A 16,869-nucleotide genomic window follows, 5' to 3' on the forward strand; every position below is an offset into this window, starting at 1 on the left:
TCCTGGATCGGTCGGCGTTGCTCGAGGGTCGATTGGTGCTGGCTAACGTGTCAGATTCCGTGGATCGTTCGCTTCGTGTCGGCCCGCACGACATCGCGGCGCGGGCGCGACCGTGGCCATGAAAGATAGCATCTGGCGAGATGTGAACAGGCATTTCCTCCCCGATCGCCACAACCCCGGGACAAGCCATTCGGTTCCCGGTGCCTGTCGATTTTCCTTCGACAGGGTTGTCGGATCGAGGAGGGAAAGCCGGCTATTTGATCTAATTTCTTTGCAGGCCGTTAATTCGGCCATGCTGTTAATAAGTGCATTCTAATGCATGTCCACCGAAACCGCGTGGCGGTTTCGGGATAACGACATGCGCGAAACTGATTGGTTTGGCGCGGGGTACGCAATGACCAAGAATCTCGGCAATGCACGCTATGTGCCGCCCAAGGACACAAAAGCGTCCTTCTTCAGCAAGGCCGCGCCGGCGCTGTTCCCGCTCGTCGTGGCGGCGCTAGGCTACATGATCGGGCGGCAGTTCTTCGGCATATAGGTTCCGGCTCCTCGGCCGAGGTGTATCAGGCGCTGATTTCGGCTGCCGTCTCCTCGGCGTTGGCGTCAGCCCGCTTGACGCGTTCGCTGGCCAGAAGCACGACCGGGCAGGCGACCGCGGCCAGTACCGCTGTCGCTGTGTCGCCGAAGAACAGCTCCTCGCCCGGCCGTTGGGTGACACCCATCACCACCATGGCGGCCCCTTTGGCCACTTCCCTGGCGATCGATCTGTCCGCCGTGGCCCGGGTGCGGATCGCGGTGTCGACGGCGACGCCGTAGCGGTCCGCGAGATCGGCGACATCCTTGAGCACGGCTTCCTCCCGGCGGTGCGAAACAGAGCCGGGCCGGTTGCCCTGCCTGGCTTGCGAGACATAGAGCACCTTGACGCGGGCCCGGTGCGGCCGCGCCAGCGCCAGCGCGAAATCGGCGGCGCGGCGCGCGACCTCGGTGCCGTTGACGGGGACCAGTATCGTCGTTCCGGCGCGCAGTACGGGCATCTTTCCATTGGCTTTGGCGCCGTTCAGCACGAGGCAGAGCGGGCCGTCGAAGCCACTGCTGATGTCCTTCAGCGCGCCGCTGAAGGTACCCTTGTCGCTCAGAGTGTTCTCCAGCCCCACCAGCAGAAGCCCATAGCCCTTGCGAGCTTCCGCCGCGATTGTCTCGGCGCTGGCTTCAAGCTCGGTGCGGGCTGTGAGATGGACCTTGTCGACAGGCGTGTCCTCGGCCTTGCTAACGGCCTTCGCACTCCTGGCGGCACCCTTCTTGACTTCCCTGGACGCGCGCTCCGGACCTTTGTCGCTGACCTGCCGGGCGAGCTTGCCATCCTGGAGATGAAGCAGTGTGGTCGGCATGCCGCTGCCGCCGCCGACCAGGCCTGCGAGGTAAGCCGTGAACTTGCCGGCCGGGCTGTCGTCGACCAGCAGCAGCAGGCGCTCCAGCCTGGAGACGAAGCCGCGCTCGTCGAGCAGTTCGCGCTCGACGCGCTGCTTCTCGGCATCGTTGACGGGCAGGCGGCCGAGCGCCCAGCGCAGCATGGGCGGCATGGCGAGCGTGGTGATGACGGCCATGGTGACGATCATTGTGAACAGATTGTGGGACAGGATATTCATCGACAGGCCGATGCTTGCGACGATCACCTCGGTCGAGCCGCGCGCGTTCATGGCGCTGCCGACGGCGGTGGCTTCCTTCATAGACATGCGGGCCAGCCGGCCGCCGAGGAAGGCGCCGCCGAACTTGCCGACGCTGGCGATCGCCACGAGCGCAAGCGTCAGCAACGCCAGCGTCGGGTCGGTAAGCACTGTGAGGTCGGCTGAGAGGCCGGCCATGCCGAAGAACACGGGCATGAACAGAGCCGTGATGACGCCGCGCAGCTGGCTCTCGATGTGATCGGACAGGATCGGCGATTCCCCGACCAATATGCCGGCGACGAAGGCGCCGAGCACGGTATGGACGCCGATCAGGTTGGTGATCAGCGCCATCACGCCCATGATGATCAGGATGACCGTGATGACGGCGTATTCGCTGCGGAAATAATCATTGCTCCAGCGGATCAGCGTGAACACCAGGCGGCGGCCGATGGTGAAGGAAAACACCATGAACAGCGCCACCTCGGCCACCGTGGTGGCGAGCGGCAGTACCTGCAAGCTGCCATTGGTGGCTATGCCGAAGGTGACGGCGACGATCAGCCAGCCGATCGTGTCCTCGATAATGGCCGAGGAGATGATGACCTGGCCGAGATTGCGCCGCATGAAGTTCATCTCGCGCACCACCATGGCGACGATCTTGACCGAGGAGATCGACAGCGCCGTGCCGATGAACAGCCCGGCGACGACGCGCTGCGTCGGGTCCGGCAAGAGCGAGTCCGGCAGGAACTGCGCCAGCGTGAAGCCGAAGGCGAAGGGTACGACGACGCCCGTGATCGAGATCGAGAAGCAGGCGGCGCCCACCCGGCGCACCAGGCGCAGGTCCGTCTCCATGCCGGTCAGCAGCAGAAGGAGAAGGATGCCGAGCTGGGAGACGGCATCGATCATGCTCTTTTGCGCCGGGTCGTTGGAGAAGATCAGGTGCTGGGCGTCGGGCCATATCCAGCCGAACAGCGATGGCCCGAGCAGGATGCCGCCGATCAACTGCCCCATGATCGCCGGCTGGCCATAGCGCTGGAAGATTTCGCCCAGCCCCCGGCCGACCAGCAGGAGAAGAACGATCTCGGCGACGAACACTCCTTCGGCCGAGCCGCCCATGCCCGACGCATGTCCGGCCGGTTGCGCGGCCAACGCCTGGCTTGCCGGCGCCAGGACGACAAGGGCCGGCAGAAGGGCGGCCACGATGCCGTGTGACCTTGTAGCCGGTTGACGGTTCATGGATCCCTCAAGATGCGCTGCGGCGGGCTGACCCTCACAACGCGCGACCGGTGTTTGCGTTGCAGCCGCGTGGCCTCAGCCATCGAACTCAGACATGGACATCGCCGAACGAGAGTTCGCCGTCGTCGCCCGCCGCGAAAAGCACGATGGCGAGCAGTCCCACATAGAACGCGGCCACGATCGCGACGATGGCGACGCCTGGAATGGGACCGAGGGCGGCGCTGTCGACCGCCTCGCGCAGCGAGCCGACAAAGCCGGTCCTGACGCCGACGGTTTGAAGGCTGGGTGTCGATATTTTCAGCACCCAGGCCAGCAGCAGGATGAGGAACAGGTAGATGTAATTCCGGCGCAGGCGGCGCGCCAGGGCGGCACGCTGCGACAACAGGAACTTCGGCGCACGCAGACCCTCCCCGACAATGAGCAGCCAATCCGAGGCGAAGTCGGGCTGCGGAGAGAATATCTGCGCGAAATAGTGGCGTTCGAACTGGCGCACGCGTGCCCGGTAGAAGTCGAAGAACCGGTAACGGCGCGCCTCGATCCACAACAGCAGCAGGATCAGCAGCATGGCAAACAGCAGCACGCCATGATGGGCGCTCGCCGTCGACAGCGACACCGACAGCATGGCCGCCACGACGGTGATCGCCCAGTTCGTCGTCCTGTCCAGACGATCGCGCCATCCGGCCATGCGCGCGATCTCGGCACGGTGGAAATGCGACAGCGTGTTCACGCGCTCCGTCGATGAAAGGGCGGGGCCAGCAGGCTTTGCCGACGCGTCGTTCATGGCATCCTCCGGCAAGGACTAAAACAGTTTGCCGGCAATATCGTTCCCGGTTTCCGCGGACGGCGCGCCGATCGCCGATTCCCGATCGGCGCGACAAGGGAGCGATTCTGTCCCGGCGACAGCGCCGTGACGGCAATCGTGAGCCGGCGGACGCCCCGATGTCCTGAATTGCCCGCATCTGTCCCTAACTGCCGGTATCGACGATCGGCGCACGCCTCTAGCGTTTCGGAGGGCCACCGGCCGGTGTGCCCGAGGGGATGTGCGCGGGCCGAAGGCCGGTCCGCAGGCGATGGGGCAGGGGCGGAATGGACAATCAACCGATGGCAGGCCGTCGACCGATGGCAGGCCGGCGTGCCTCGCTTGCGCTGGGGCTGGCGGCGCTCCTGTTGTCCAGTTCGTCCCTGGCGCTGGGCGCGTCGCTGACCTGGAACGGATCAAGCTCGGGCAACTGGTTCACATCAGGCAACTGGACGCCGTCCTCGCTGCCGACCGCCAGCGACCAGCTCACCATCAACAGCGCCGGCGTCAACACGGCGACCATCAGCTCCGCCGGAGCGGCCGCCCAGACCGTCACTATCGGCAGCTCGGCCGGCTCGAACGGCGCGCTCGTCGTCACCGGTGCCGGCGCATTATCGGTGGGCGGCAACTACCTCGTCGTCGGTGACTTCGGCACCGGCACGCTGACCGTGTCGGGCGGCGGCAAGATCACCAGCTCCGGCGGTGTCGTTGCCAACAATCCGTCCTCCTCGGGCACGGTCACCATCACCGGCGCCGGTTCGCAATGGACGAACAATTTCCTGTCGATCTCGGCCGATGCCGGCGCTATTGGCCGCGTCCGGGTCGAGGCCGGCGGCAAGCTTTTGTCCACCGGCAATGTCATGATCGGCGAAAGTTCCGCGCTCGCCGACGGCCAGCTGATCGTCACCGGCAGCGGTTCCGATTTCACCATGAACAATGCCGGCGTCGCCCAGTTCATCGTCGGTGTCACCGGCAAGGGCGATTTCCAGCTGCTGGACAACGCCACCGCCACCACCAAGCTTAGCTATGTCGGCGGCAATGCGGGCTCAGTCGGCACCGCCACCGTTTCCGGCGGCGCGACATGGGCCACGGGCAATCTGTTTGTCGGTTCGGTCGGCACCGGTACGCTGACCGTCTCCGGTGGCGGCAAGCTGACAACCACGCACAGCCTGGCCACCAACACCGTCGCCATCACCAACGGCAAGGCGACAGTCACCGGCGCCGGTTCGCAATGGACCATCACCGGCGTCTACAACAATGTGCCGCTGGCGATCGGCTCCACCAGCCAGACGGCGGAACTCAATGTGCTTGCCGGCGGCACGGTGCTGATCGATTCCACCGCGTCCAACTCCATCAGCGGCGACACCAGGCTTGGCTATACGGCCAACAGCAAGGCCGCACTGACCATCGATGGCGCCGGTTCCAGCTTCACCACGCCCTACCGGCTCTATATCGGCAACGGCAACAATTCGACCGTTGCGGTGACGGTGTCGGGCGGTGGCAAGCTGAACACCGGCTATACCAATCTGGCCAGCGCCGCCGACGCCACGACGACCACCGCCGACACCGTCACGGTGACGGGCGCCGGTTCGGTCTGGACCATCAGCAACACGCTCGGGGCCGCATCGAATGAACTGCAAGGCCTGACCATTGGTGGCGCCGGCAAGGGCGTGCTGACCATCGCCGATGGCGGCACCGTCAAGGTCAACACCACGGACGCCACGGTCGGTATCGGCGCGCTGGCCGGGTCCTCGGGCACGCTCAACATTGGCGCGGCTGCCGCCAGCGCGGCCGTGGCGCCGGGCACGCTGGAAGCGGCAAGGGTCATCTTCTCCAGCAGCGCGTCAGCGCCACAGGCGATCAACTTCAACCACACGTCCGGCAATTACGAATTCGCGCCGCAGATCACCGGCAACGGGCCGGGCGCGGTCAACATCATCGCCGGCACCACCATCTTCACCAATGACAACACCTACACCGCGCCGACCACGATCAGCGCCGGTGCCACGCTGCAATTCGGCAATGGCGGCACGACGGGCAGCATCAGCGGCAATGTCACCGACGATGGCACGCTGATCCTCAACCGCTCGAACGATTTTGGCCTCGGCTATGCCGGAATCATCTCCGGCAACGGCAAGCTGATCATGAACGGCGCCGGCACAATGACGTTGACTGGCGTCAACACCTACAGCGGCGGCACCACGATCAATTCGGGCAATCTGCGCATCGGCAATTTCCTGGCCGATGGCGCGCTGACCGGCGACTATGTCAACCATGCCCAGCTGTCTGTGTTCTTCAATGGCACGCCATCCTATTCCGGTGTCATTTCGGGCGAGGGCAGCTTCGAGAAGAGCGGCAACGGCACGCTGACGCTGAACAGCGTGCAGACCTACACCGGCGGTACCAAGCTGACCTTCGGCAGCCTGATCCTGGGCGGCAACGACCGGCTGGCGACGTCAGGCGCGATCCTCGGCAATGGCGGCATCCTCGACCTCAACGGGTTCAACCAGACGGTCGGCGATCTCTCCGGCTTCGGCCGGCTCGAGATCCGCGCGGGCACCCTGACAGCGGGCGCTACGGCCAACACGACCTATCAGGGGCGGATAGAGGGCACCGGCACCTTCACCAAGCAAGGTTCGGGCACCCTGACGGTTACCAGCGGCACCAGCGGCTTTTCGGGAACAACCAACGTCAATGCCGGGACGATGCTCGTCAACGGCTCGATGGTGTCGAGCAACTTTCAGGTGAAATCCGGCGCAGCCCTGGGCGGCACCGGCACGGTCGGCGCCACCACGATCGCCAATGGCGGCACGCTTCTCGGTGTCGCCGGGCAGACGCTGACCATGGCCTCGCTCAGCCTCAACGACACTTCCAACCTCAACGTTTCGCTGGGCGCTGCCAGTACCACGCCGCTGTTCAATGTCACCGGCGCGCTGACGCTGGACGGCAAGCTGTCGGTGAGCGATGCCGGCGGCTTCGGCAACGGCACCTACCGCATCGCCAATTATGGCGGCGCCTTCACCAATAACGGCCTGGTGATCGGCAACGTGCCGCCGGGCTTCAACCCCGGCGACTGGTCGATCCAGAGCGGTGGCGGCGCGGTCAACCTTCTGGTGGCGACCGGCGCCGGCGAACAATACTGGGACGGCGCCAACATGACGCCCGGCGTTGTCGCCAACGGGCGTGGCGGCAGCGGCACCTGGGATTCCTCCAGCACCAACTGGACGAATGCGGCCGGCGACATCAACGCCGCCTGGGCAAGCCAGAAAGCGGTGTTCGCCGGCACGCCGGGCACGGTGACGGTGGTCGGTGCGCAGACCTTCACCGGCCTGCGCTTCGTCTCGCATCCGACAGACTGGACCTACACGCTGGCAGCCGGTGCGGGCGGCGCGCTGGTCACCAATTCGGCGGCCACCGAGATCATCGTCGCCGCCGACCCGGGCGCCAGCGTCAACAACGCCATCGTCAATGTCGGCATCTCCGGCACGGGCAGTATCGTCAAGCTCGGCGACGGCTCACTAACGCTGGGCGTGGCCAACGCCTACCAGGGTGGCTCGACCATCAAGGAGGGCGAACTCGTTGCGGCGGCCAATGGCGCGCTCGGCACCGGCGGGGTTTCGGTGGCCGGCGCGCCGGCGGCAACATTGAAGCCTGTTCTGCGCTTCGCCGGCCCGGTCAGCGCCGGCAGCCTGTCGATCTCGACGCAGAACGGTTCGGTCGTGTTCGACAACCAGTCGAGCGCCGGCACGTCCACGATCACCAACCAGGGTGACGGCAAGACGGTGTTCCTGGCCGGCAGCAGCGGCGGTTCGGCCGTCATCACCAACCAGGGCGGCGGCAGCACGACGTTCCGCGGCGACAATGCGTCCAATGCGGCCAGGATCGTCAACCAGGCCGGCGGCAAGGTCGATCTCTCGACCTTCGACGCGGCGGGCCTGTGCAACTGCGTTTCGCTGGGCTCGGTGTCCGGTGGCGGCGACATCCTTCTCGGTGCGCATACGCTCAAAGTTGGCGCGCTCAATCTCGACGAGACGATTTCGGGCGTGATTTCCGATGGCGGCGCGCTGGCCAAGGGCAGCTTCACCAAGGACGGCACCGGCAAGCTCATCCTGTCCGGTGCCAATACCTATCTCGGCACGACCACGGTCAATGCCGGTATCCTGCAGGTCGACGGCTCGCTGGGCTCGGCCGATCTTGTGGTGGCGAGCGGAGCCACGCTTGGCGGCAACGGCTCGATCGGAGGCGTGGCCGGCGGCACGGTGACCATCCAGGCCGGCGGCCATCATGCGCCCGGCGCCTCGATCGGCACGCAGACCATCAACGGAAATTACAGGCTGGCCGGCACGCTCGACATCGAGGTCGACACGGCCAGTGCCGACAAGGTCGTGGTGAAGGGCACTGTCGACCTGACCGGCGGCACGCTTGCGCTGCATGAGCTGACCGGCACCGGCTGGCAGCCGAGCCAGTCCTACACGATCATCGACAATCAGGGCGCCGGCGCGGTGACCGGACAGTTCGCCGCGATCAGCCATGTCTATGCCTTCCTGACGCCCGACGTGATCTACACCGGCGGCGACGGCAACAACGTCGTGCTGACGCTGACCCGCAACGCGGTCGACTTCTCGTCCGTAGCCGAAACGCCGAACCAGAGCGCGGCGGCCGGCGGCATCGAGGCGCTCGGCGCCGGCAATCCGGTCTACAATGCCGTCGCCCCGCTTTCGGCAGACGGCGCACGCTTTGCCTTCGACCAGCTGTCGGGCGAGGTGCATGCGGCCGTGTCCGGCCTGCTGCTCGACGAAAGCCGGCTGCTGCGCGACGCCGCACTTGCGCGGACGGGGGCTGCAATCGCCAATCCCGGGGCGCGGGGCTTCTGGATGCAGGGCGCCGGTCTCGCGCGCTCGCTCGACAGCGACGGCAATGCCGCCGATGTCGACGCCAGCACCGGTGCCTTCTTTGCCGGTGTCGACGCGACGGTGGCGGATGGGTGGACGCTCGGTTTCCTCGGCGGCATCAGCGTCACCTCGCTCGACGTCGACGACCGCGCCTCCTCGGCCGAAATCACCAGCGTGCATCTGGCCGCCTATGGCGGCGGCATGGTCGACAGCGTGCAGTTGAAGTTCGGCGCCGGCTACAGCCATCACGACATCGACACCACGCGCGATCCGGCCTTCTCCGGCTTCAGCGACCAGCTGAAGGCCAGCTACGGCGCCAGCACCGTGCAGGTGTTCGGCGAGGCATCGCGCGCCTTCGATGTCGGCGCGATGAAGGTCGAGCCTTTCGCGGGCCTGGCCTATGTCCATTTGTCGACCAACGGCTCTGGCGAAGAGGGCGGCGCGGCGGCCCTTGCCTCCGAGGGCATCGCCAACGATGCCACCTTCACCACGCTCGGCGCGCGCCTGTCGCGGACGTTCACGGTCGGCGGCTCGGCGCTCGAAGCGCGTGCATCGCTCGGCTGGCGGCATGCCTTCGCCGACCTGCCGGCGGCGCGGTTGTCCTTCGCCGGCGGGGACGCCTTCACGGTGACCGGCGTGCCGATCGCGAGGGACGCGCTGGCGCTGCAGGCCGGCATCGACGTCGCCATCGGCCAGGCGAGCCGGCTCGGCTTCACCTATGACGGCCAGTTCGCCTCCGGGGCCATGGAGAACGCCTTCAAGGCAAGCTTCTCGACGCGATTCTGAAGAAAGATATTGCCCTGTTATGGCGAGGGGCGCCGTTTGCTTGGGGGAATCTGGAAATTCGTGCCTAAAGGCCGTCCGGGAAAGATTCCATCAGGTTCTATTTCAGTCGTTTTTTCGCTCAAGGAAGTCAAAACGACGATCTTACTGCCTCAACTTGCACGCCGCCCCTGGTTGTTGGATAGTGACGCCAACGAACTGGGGGTTCGAGTGAAAACCAGGCGGATCGCCAGGAGACTTCTGGCCCTGGCTGCCTCATTCCCAGATCCGGCGCGCAGGCGCTGCATGTCCATTGCCCTTCGCAGGACAGGATAAAGGGCGAGCTTTGCGCAGGCTGGATATCAGCGGCGCGGTCGATTGACAGCCTGAAGCCGGCAGCGCGGCGATCGAACAGGAGTAGCACAGCAGTGTAGGTCTTGGAGGGGGCAGGAGATGGGCAGGAACATCGTCGTCTTCGCCGACGGCACCGGCAACAGCGCCGCCAAGGCGTTCAAGACCAATGTCTGGCGCCTCTACCAGGCGCTGGACCTCACCGGGGGCGACCAGATCGCCGTGTTCAGCGACGGCGTCGGCACCTCGCAGTTCAAGCCGTTCGAGATCATCGGCCTGGCGCTCGGCTTCGGCGTCAAGCGCCGCGTGCTGGCGCTCTACAAGTTCCTCTGTCTCAACTATGAGCCGGGCGACAGGATCTTCGCCTTCGGCTTCAGCCGCGGCGCCTTCACCATTCGCGTGCTGGTCGGGATGATTGCCCGCGAAGGGCTGGTCAACTTCAAGTCGGAAGAGGAACTCGACCGCAACGCGCTCGCCACCTATCGGGCATACCGCCCCCAGGCCTTCGGTTCCTCGCTGCCCTGGGTCGTGTTCGCCCGCTTCGTGCGCGACAGGGCGGTCGACCTTTGGAATGAGATCACGGGGAGCCGCCCCTACAGCGAGGTCAAACCCGGGGATGACGATGACCGGTCCGCCGCCAGGATCCGCGTCGCCTTCATTGGTGTGTGGGACACCGTCTCCGCCTATGGCCTGCCGGTCGACGAGTTGACCAAGGCGGTGGACAAATGGGTCTGGCCAATGACATTCGCCAACAGGGACCTTCTCGGTGCCGTCGATTGTGCCCGGCAGGCCTTCAGCATCGACGACGAACGGCGCACATTCTTTCCGATTCCCTGGAATGAACGCGCCGCCGCAATGGCCGATCCACGCCTGCTTCAGGTCTGGTTCGCCGGCTGCCATGCCAATGTCGGCGGCGGCTACCCGGACGACAGGCTTGCCCACATACCCCTGTGCTGGATGATCGGCGAGGCCGCGGAGCAGGGGCTGCAATTCAAGAAGGACCTGGTCGCCGACTATTGGGACTACGCGTCCGAGGCGGGGCGCATCTACGATTCGCGATCCGGCATCAGCGTCTTTTACCGCTACCACCCCCGCGACGCCCAGGATCTGATGGAGCGTGACGGCCAGCGCATCAATCATGGCGTAAAGCCGCTGGTCGATGCGAGCGTCATAATCCGGATGGCCAAGGGATGCGACGACTACGCGCCGATCGCGCTGCCCGAACATATCGACGTTCTGTCGCCGCTCGGCGCACGGATACCTTTTACCGGCCTGCCGGACAATCGCCTGGCGCCGATGAGCGAGGCCGCCCCGATCGACAAATTGCCGCTCCCGGCAGGACGCAAGCGCGATCTGGCCGACATGGAAAACAACTTCCGCGAAGCGCTGGGCAAGCTTCAGGAGAACGACATCGGCGAGGCGTCGGCGTCTGGCGAAAAGACCGCCGGCGGCCACGGTCATTCGCAGGGCCGCCTGGAACGCGCGCAGCTGATGCGCGACACCGTGTGGTGGCGCCGTGGGCTGTACTATGCGCTCTTGTCGATCGGGGTCCTGTTCCTGGCGTTTCCGCTGTTTGCCGGCTACGTCACGCTCGATGTCGGCGGTGAACTCGGGAAGTCCGCCTCCGGCCTCATCGGGCCGATCTTTGGCCTGGTCAGCGGCTTGCTGCCTGGTTTTGCCGCGCCATGGATCGATGCGGTGGTCAATCATCCGCCGGCGGCCGCGATCCTGGCCGCGCTGCTTGGCATTCTCCTGTGGGTCAACGGCGTGTTGCGCACGCGTATCAACGACCGTGCGCGGGCCGCCTGGAATGTCAACGCCGGGCGCAGCGCGACAATGTTGCAATCAAGCAGGAATGATGCGCATCGCCGCACGTCGCTGTTGGGAGCGGTCAGCTTCGGCATCGGTGCCTTGGCCGTGTGGCTTGGCGGAAATTACTACACCGGCTGGGTCTTCGCCGCAGGGGCGCTCGGCTCGTTCGCAACCTATCTCCTGCTGACCCGCAGGGGGCAGCGCCGCGGGGTCGCGCCGACCCCTGTTTCGCTCCGCTTCGCCCGCGCCGTGCGGACGAACCCGCTCGCCCAATGGGTCTACGACAAGCTGAGGGAACTTGTGCTGCCGGCGGTATTTCTTATCCTGTCGATCGGCCTCATCCTGTTTGCCGTCAACAAGGCCACATTCGAGGTCGCCGATTCGATGGGCGCCTTCTGCGCCAAACCCGGGCTTGGCGACCCGCCGGAAGGCGAAAGGCTGACGGGGACACCCTATCTCCTCCACACCGCCGACATGTGCGGCGACACCGGCAACTGGCTACAGGAAGGGGTTCGCTACGAGGTGGAGATTTCCATCATTGCCGGGGACCCATGGATCGACGGAGACGGGGACAAGGACAAAGCCTGTGCCGATACACGTGGCGTCGCCAGCGGCAGCGTCGCGCATTACCTGGGAACACTGATGAAACGCTGGTGGGCGGAGCCCTATTTCAAGCCCATCGCCCGCGTCAGCCGCTTCGGCAATGACGAATATGTCCTCAATGCCGTCGAGCCGGTGATCCCCGGCCAATGCGCGAACATGAAGCTGACCGCCGAGATCAAGCCCAAGGCATCGGGTGAGCTCTATGTCTATGTCAACGATGCCGTGTTCGGTCTGCCTTGGGTCTACGACTTCTTCTATCGTCGCAACCACGGATCGGCCGAGGTGAAGGTCCGCAAGGTGAACGTGTTTCCCTGAGCCGGCTGGCCGTCACTGCGGCCCGCCGATCCAGTCGACCAGAAGGGCGGCAAGGCCGAACGTCGTGCCGATGGCACAGACACAGGGCCACCCGCCCCAGCTCCAGGCTATGCCGGCCAGCAAGGAGCCGATGGCGCCGCCAAGGAAGAAAATGCCGACGAACAGGCCGTTGAGGCGGCCGCGCGCCCTGGGCTGCAACAGGTTGATGGCGCGGCGGCCGAGCGTCTGGTCGCCGGTGACGCCGATATCGAGCATTACGGCGCTGGCGCCCAGCAACGCCAGCGGTTGCCACGACGCTCCGGACCGGGAGGAGCCGGCCCAGGCGGCGAGCGCCATCGCGCCGATCAGCACGAGATGGCAGACGATGGTGGCGGATCGGGTCCAGCCATGGTCGCCGGCGCGACCGAACAGCGGCGTGACAACGGCGCCGCCGGCGCCGACCAATGCGAAGAGCGCGATGCCGCGCTGGCCAAGGCCGAAGGGCGGCTCTGCCAGGCGCAAGGCAACCGCCGTCCAGAACAGGCTGAACGCCGCCATCACCAGCGCCGCCGTCAACGCGCGGCGCCGCAGCATCGGTTCGTCGCGCAGCAGGTCGAACAGTGAGGCGATCAGCGCGCCGTAGGAGGACTTCGCCTCCGGGCGCCGGCGCGGCAAGGTGAAGGCGAGCACGCAGGCGAGCAGGACGAGGGCTACGGCGCTGAGGCCGTAGAAGGCTCGCCAGCCCCAGGCGCCGGCGACAAGGCTGGCCAGCGGCCGCGCCAAGAGGATGCCGATCATCAACCCGCTCATCACATCGCCGATGACCCGGCCGGCCGCGCCGGGCGGCGCCATCGAGGCGGCGATCGGCACCAGGATCTGGATCGCCGAACAGGCGGCGCCGAGGACGAACAGGACGAGCAGCAGCGAGGCGATGGTGGGCGCGAAGGCGGCGACGCCAGCCGCCAGGGCGGCCGCCACGAGCATGCGCAGGATCAGGGCGCGGTTCTCGGCGAGATCGGCCAGCGGCACCAGGAAGAACAGGCCGGCGGCATAGCCGAGCAGGGTGGCCATGGCGACGAGACCGACGCTCGCGGCACTGGCGCCGAGCGACGGGCCGATCAGCCCGACCAGCGTCTGCGGCGCGAACAGATTGGTGACGATGATGCCGGTAGAGGCGGCAAAAAGCAGCGTCTGCGGACCGGTGATGGTGCCGGCGGGCAGCCGCTCGCACAATTGGCCGTCATTGGTGTCGAGCATAAGGTCCTCAATAAGGTTGCATATTGGGCGAGGACTTTATGCCGAAGAATTATCATGCTACAATTCAATCAATTCGATAATGATTATGCGAGATACGCATGAATATCCATGATCTCGAAGCCTTCATCGCCGTCGTTGAAACCGGCTCGATCGTCGGCGCCTCGGCCAGGCTCAACCTCACCCAGCCGGGTGTCACGCGCCGCATCCAGAACCTCGAGGATGGGCTGGCGACGGCGCTGCTCGACCGCCAGTCGAAGCCGCTGAAGCCGACCGCCTCGGGGCGCCAGGCCTATGAGCATGGCCGCCGTGTGCTGCGGTCGCTGGAAGATTTGAAGGCCGGCGTGTCGCCGCAGGGCGAATTGAACGGCGAGTTCCGGCTGGGGATCATGCCCTACCTGTCGGATGCGGCGCTTGCGCTGCCGCTCGACCGGCTGCGCGCGGCGTTTCCGGACCTCACCTTGCGCATTACGTCCGGCTGGTCGCCACGGCTGGTGGAGCAGGCGGTGCGCAGCGAACTCGACGCGGTCGCGGTCTGTCTTCCCGACGGCGTCAAGCCGCCGGACGAGCTGGTCTGTGACGATCTCGGCCTGCAGTCGGTGCTGCTGGTCGCCGCACCTGGTCTCGGCGTGCCGAAGCCCGTCGATCTCGCCACGCTTTCGCGCTTTCCCTGGGTGATGAACGAGAATGGCTGCGGCTTCCGCGCCTTCATCCGCCACACGCTGGAGGCGGCACGGCTGCCTTTCCAGGTCGGGGTCGAGGCGATGAGCGCGGATCTGCGCATGTCGCTGGTCGCGCGCGGCCACGGCATCGGCCTCGTCACCCCGGCGGCCTTCGCCGACAGCCCGTGGCGCGACAAGGTCGAGATCATCGACTGCAACGATTTCAAACCGCGGGTGCGGGCGTGGATGCTGCATCGCCCGCCGGCCGGACGGCTCGGCCGCCCGATCGCGCTGTTTCGCGACGCATTGCTGGAGGGGTTGGAGGCGCCGGTGAAGTTGCTGTCGTGATCGGCGCTGCAAGGGCCGCCTCGGCTGGGCGGGTGACGCGGAAGCGCCAATTCGATCCGGGGCTCGGCGGCGAGGGCTCAATTCGATGAAAACGCCTTGTGCGCTCGCATGGGATCGCGGAGATTTGCCGCGTGGCTTGGGGGCAGCATATGCGGACGGCGGCAGGGCAGGACTTTCTCGAATTTTGCGCAGCGGAAGGCGACGTCGGCAAAGTCATCGAGCGCTTCATCGAGGCGATCGGCATTTTCGGCTTCACCGCCTCGGCGGGAGGCGCCTGGGCGGGTGCTGGAGGTTCGCGATCCTATCGCTTCTATTTCAACAATTGGCCAAAGGACTGGTTCGATTCCTACATGGCGAACGGGTTCATGGAGGTCGACCCCATGATCCTCGAGGCGCGCCGACGCATGACACCGTTCCTGTGGACCGAAATGGTGGATGCACGAAGTTTTACCGTCGAGGGTGCCGCGGTCACCGCCGGGGCGAAAGCCTATGGTTGGGCCGAGGTCATGGGCATACCGATCCACGGGCCTTCCAGCTACCAGGGACTGGTCTCGGTCGCCTCCCTGAAGCCGGTGACGATGAATGCGGCGGAGAGGGCCATCATACGCTCAATGGCGCTCGCGGTGCATGACAAGGCCTATGAAGCCGTGGGGTTTGGTCTCACCAATCGCTCACCGATCCTGCTGACGCCCAGGGAGGCGGATTGCATGCGCTGGGTCGCGGCGGGCAAGACGGATGCGGAAATCGCCATCATCCTGGGCATCGCGCCCGCCACGGTTCACTACCATATCGAGAACGTGAAGAAGAAGGCCGGCACGCGCAGCCGCAGCGAAGCCGTGGCGCTGCTGGTGTTGGCCGGATCCGTTTAACGATACGATTCAAGCCGTTGTTCTAGTTCATTTCTATCCCAGTGCGCGACCTGCCGTGGGTGGCGGTGGCTGCGTTTGCGCGCGACATGCTTTCCACCTCCGCTTTTCAGCTAGGATGCGCCCGCGTCCGAACTGCCTTAGTCATTCCCGCATCAGGACATTAAACCGCAGGGATCCCTGCGTTGGCGGGAAGTGGGGCGGTCGTCGATGGACGGAAGCAGGACTGTTTTTGTCTGTCGCACGCAGCGGCGGGCGGTCGGAGCATGGACGCCAATCCCCATCGCCTCGGCAGCAGCGAGCACGCCAGGATCGCAAACCGCCAGCATGACCATCCGTGACGATGCCGGCGTGCTGGCCATGAAAGCGCGCCACTCCAGGATCCATCCATAACCAACCCTGCACTGGGGGATCCAGTGTTCTTGTCGGGAGCCTTGTAATGAAAATCTTCTATGCCGTGATGATAGCCGCGGTCGCCCTTGTGAGTTCAAACGAAGCGTTCGCCCGCTACACCACCACGCAGGGCCCTTGCGCGGCGGATGCCAATCGCTTCTGCGGTGGCGGCGTGATCACGACGGGCGCCGCGCCCAAGTGCCTGACCGACCACAAGGACGCGCTGTCGGCGTCCTGCAAGGCGCGCCTGTTCAAGCACAAGAAAAAGTAACGGGCGAGGCTGACGGCGGGTAGCGGAATGTGCGCCTCAGGTGAGGGCCGGGCGACTGCTTCATGGACGGTTCGCCCGGCCTCGATACCACCGACGGGCGCATATGGCACCGACCCCGGGCGGGGGTCGGTGCTCTCTTGCCAGCGCGGCGCCTTGACAGATGCAACGCTATTGTGAGCCGGAGGTTACCTTGACTTCGCTTTTGACAAGGTTGTGCTGTCCCGTCACCGCTCTTGCCGGCATGGCCGCGATCGCGATGTCCGTCCCTTGCGCCCTTGCCCAATCCGCGCCGGCACCGGTCGGCATATGGGACAGCGATGCGGGCGAGACGATGGTTGTCGGGCAAACGTGCAAGATAGAGGCCAATGGCATGGTTGGCGCGATCGGATCATGCAGTTGGAACCCATCGTCGGATGGCGGCATCCTGACCATAATGAACGTCAACGCCTACCAGCCGGCACCGGTCTATTTCAGCATCGTGTGGATCGACGAGTCGGCCTTCTCGATCTCAGGAGATGTCTTCCACCGCAGGCAATGAGTCACTACCCGATGCCATTGCACCGAGGCTCCTTCAGTTCATCGATCAGTTCGGATGGGCTGCCGCGGTAGCAAGAGGTCTTTCGAAGGCAGGATCCGAATCCAATCAATCGGTTGGCCGCTATCGT

At 65.5% G+C, this 16,869-nt stretch carries 10 protein-coding genes; 7 read left to right on the forward strand and 3 right to left on the reverse strand.

From position 1 onward, the window contains the following. Window positions 1–394 precede the first annotated feature (394 nt). The gene (locus tag AC07UC_RS14760; protein WP_140774202.1) at window positions 395–538 is read left to right on the forward strand and encodes a hypothetical protein; all 144 of its coding nucleotides are present in this window, start codon (window positions 395–397) and stop codon (window positions 536–538) included. 25 nt (window positions 539–563) lie between these two features. On the opposite strand, the gene AC07UC_RS14765 is transcribed toward AC07UC_RS14760, so the two are convergent. Then, on the reverse strand, window positions 564–2,897 hold the full coding sequence (locus AC07UC_RS14765; protein WP_494906524.1) for a cation:proton antiporter domain-containing protein: 2,334 nt from the start codon (window positions 2,895–2,897) through the stop codon (window positions 564–566). 88 nt (window positions 2,898–2,985) lie between these two features. Then, complete coding sequence (locus tag AC07UC_RS14770) at window positions 2,986–3,678, reverse strand: DUF2270 domain-containing protein (RefSeq protein ID WP_140774201.1); 693 nt, start codon at window positions 3,676–3,678, stop codon at window positions 2,986–2,988. Window positions 3,679–4,016: 338 nt separating this feature from the next. Between AC07UC_RS14770 and AC07UC_RS14775 the strand changes: the two genes are divergently transcribed. Beyond that, window positions 4,017–9,374 carry an autotransporter domain-containing protein gene (locus tag AC07UC_RS14775; protein ID WP_494906525.1) on the forward strand — a complete coding sequence of 1,786 codons (5,358 nt, stop codon included), beginning with the start codon at window positions 4,017–4,019 and terminating at the stop codon, window positions 9,372–9,374. A gap of 429 nt (window positions 9,375–9,803) precedes the next feature. Beyond that, entirely contained in the window at window positions 9,804–12,431 is a 2,628-nt protein-coding gene (locus AC07UC_RS14780) for a T6SS phospholipase effector Tle1-like catalytic domain-containing protein (RefSeq protein WP_494906526.1), read from the forward strand. A gap of 12 nt (window positions 12,432–12,443) precedes the next feature. On the opposite strand, the gene AC07UC_RS14785 is transcribed toward AC07UC_RS14780, so the two are convergent. Further along, window positions 12,444–13,667 carry an MFS transporter gene (locus AC07UC_RS14785; RefSeq protein ID WP_494906527.1) on the reverse strand — a complete coding sequence of 408 codons (1,224 nt, stop codon included), beginning with the start codon at window positions 13,665–13,667 and terminating at the stop codon, window positions 12,444–12,446. Window positions 13,668–13,765: 98 nt separating this feature from the next. Between AC07UC_RS14785 and AC07UC_RS14790 the strand changes: the two genes are divergently transcribed. From AC07UC_RS14790 to AC07UC_RS14805, 4 genes are all read left to right on the forward strand, one after another. Beyond that, window positions 13,766–14,674, forward strand: a complete 909-nt coding sequence (locus AC07UC_RS14790) for a LysR family transcriptional regulator (protein WP_202326540.1) — start codon at window positions 13,766–13,768, stop codon at window positions 14,672–14,674. A gap of 149 nt (window positions 14,675–14,823) precedes the next feature. Beyond that, on the forward strand, window positions 14,824–15,543 hold the full coding sequence (locus AC07UC_RS14795) for a helix-turn-helix transcriptional regulator (protein ID WP_494906528.1): 720 nt from the start codon (window positions 14,824–14,826) through the stop codon (window positions 15,541–15,543). 436 nt (window positions 15,544–15,979) lie between these two features. After that, complete coding sequence (locus AC07UC_RS14800; protein ID WP_140774195.1) at window positions 15,980–16,204, forward strand: hypothetical protein; 225 nt, start codon at window positions 15,980–15,982, stop codon at window positions 16,202–16,204. Window positions 16,205–16,394: 190 nt separating this feature from the next. Then, window positions 16,395–16,742, forward strand: coding sequence for a hypothetical protein (locus AC07UC_RS14805; protein WP_494906529.1), 348 nt, complete (start codon window positions 16,395–16,397; stop codon window positions 16,740–16,742). Window positions 16,743–16,869: the final 127 nt, after the last annotated feature.

Source organism: Mesorhizobium sp. GW821-FHT04C10, assembly GCF_059420305.1.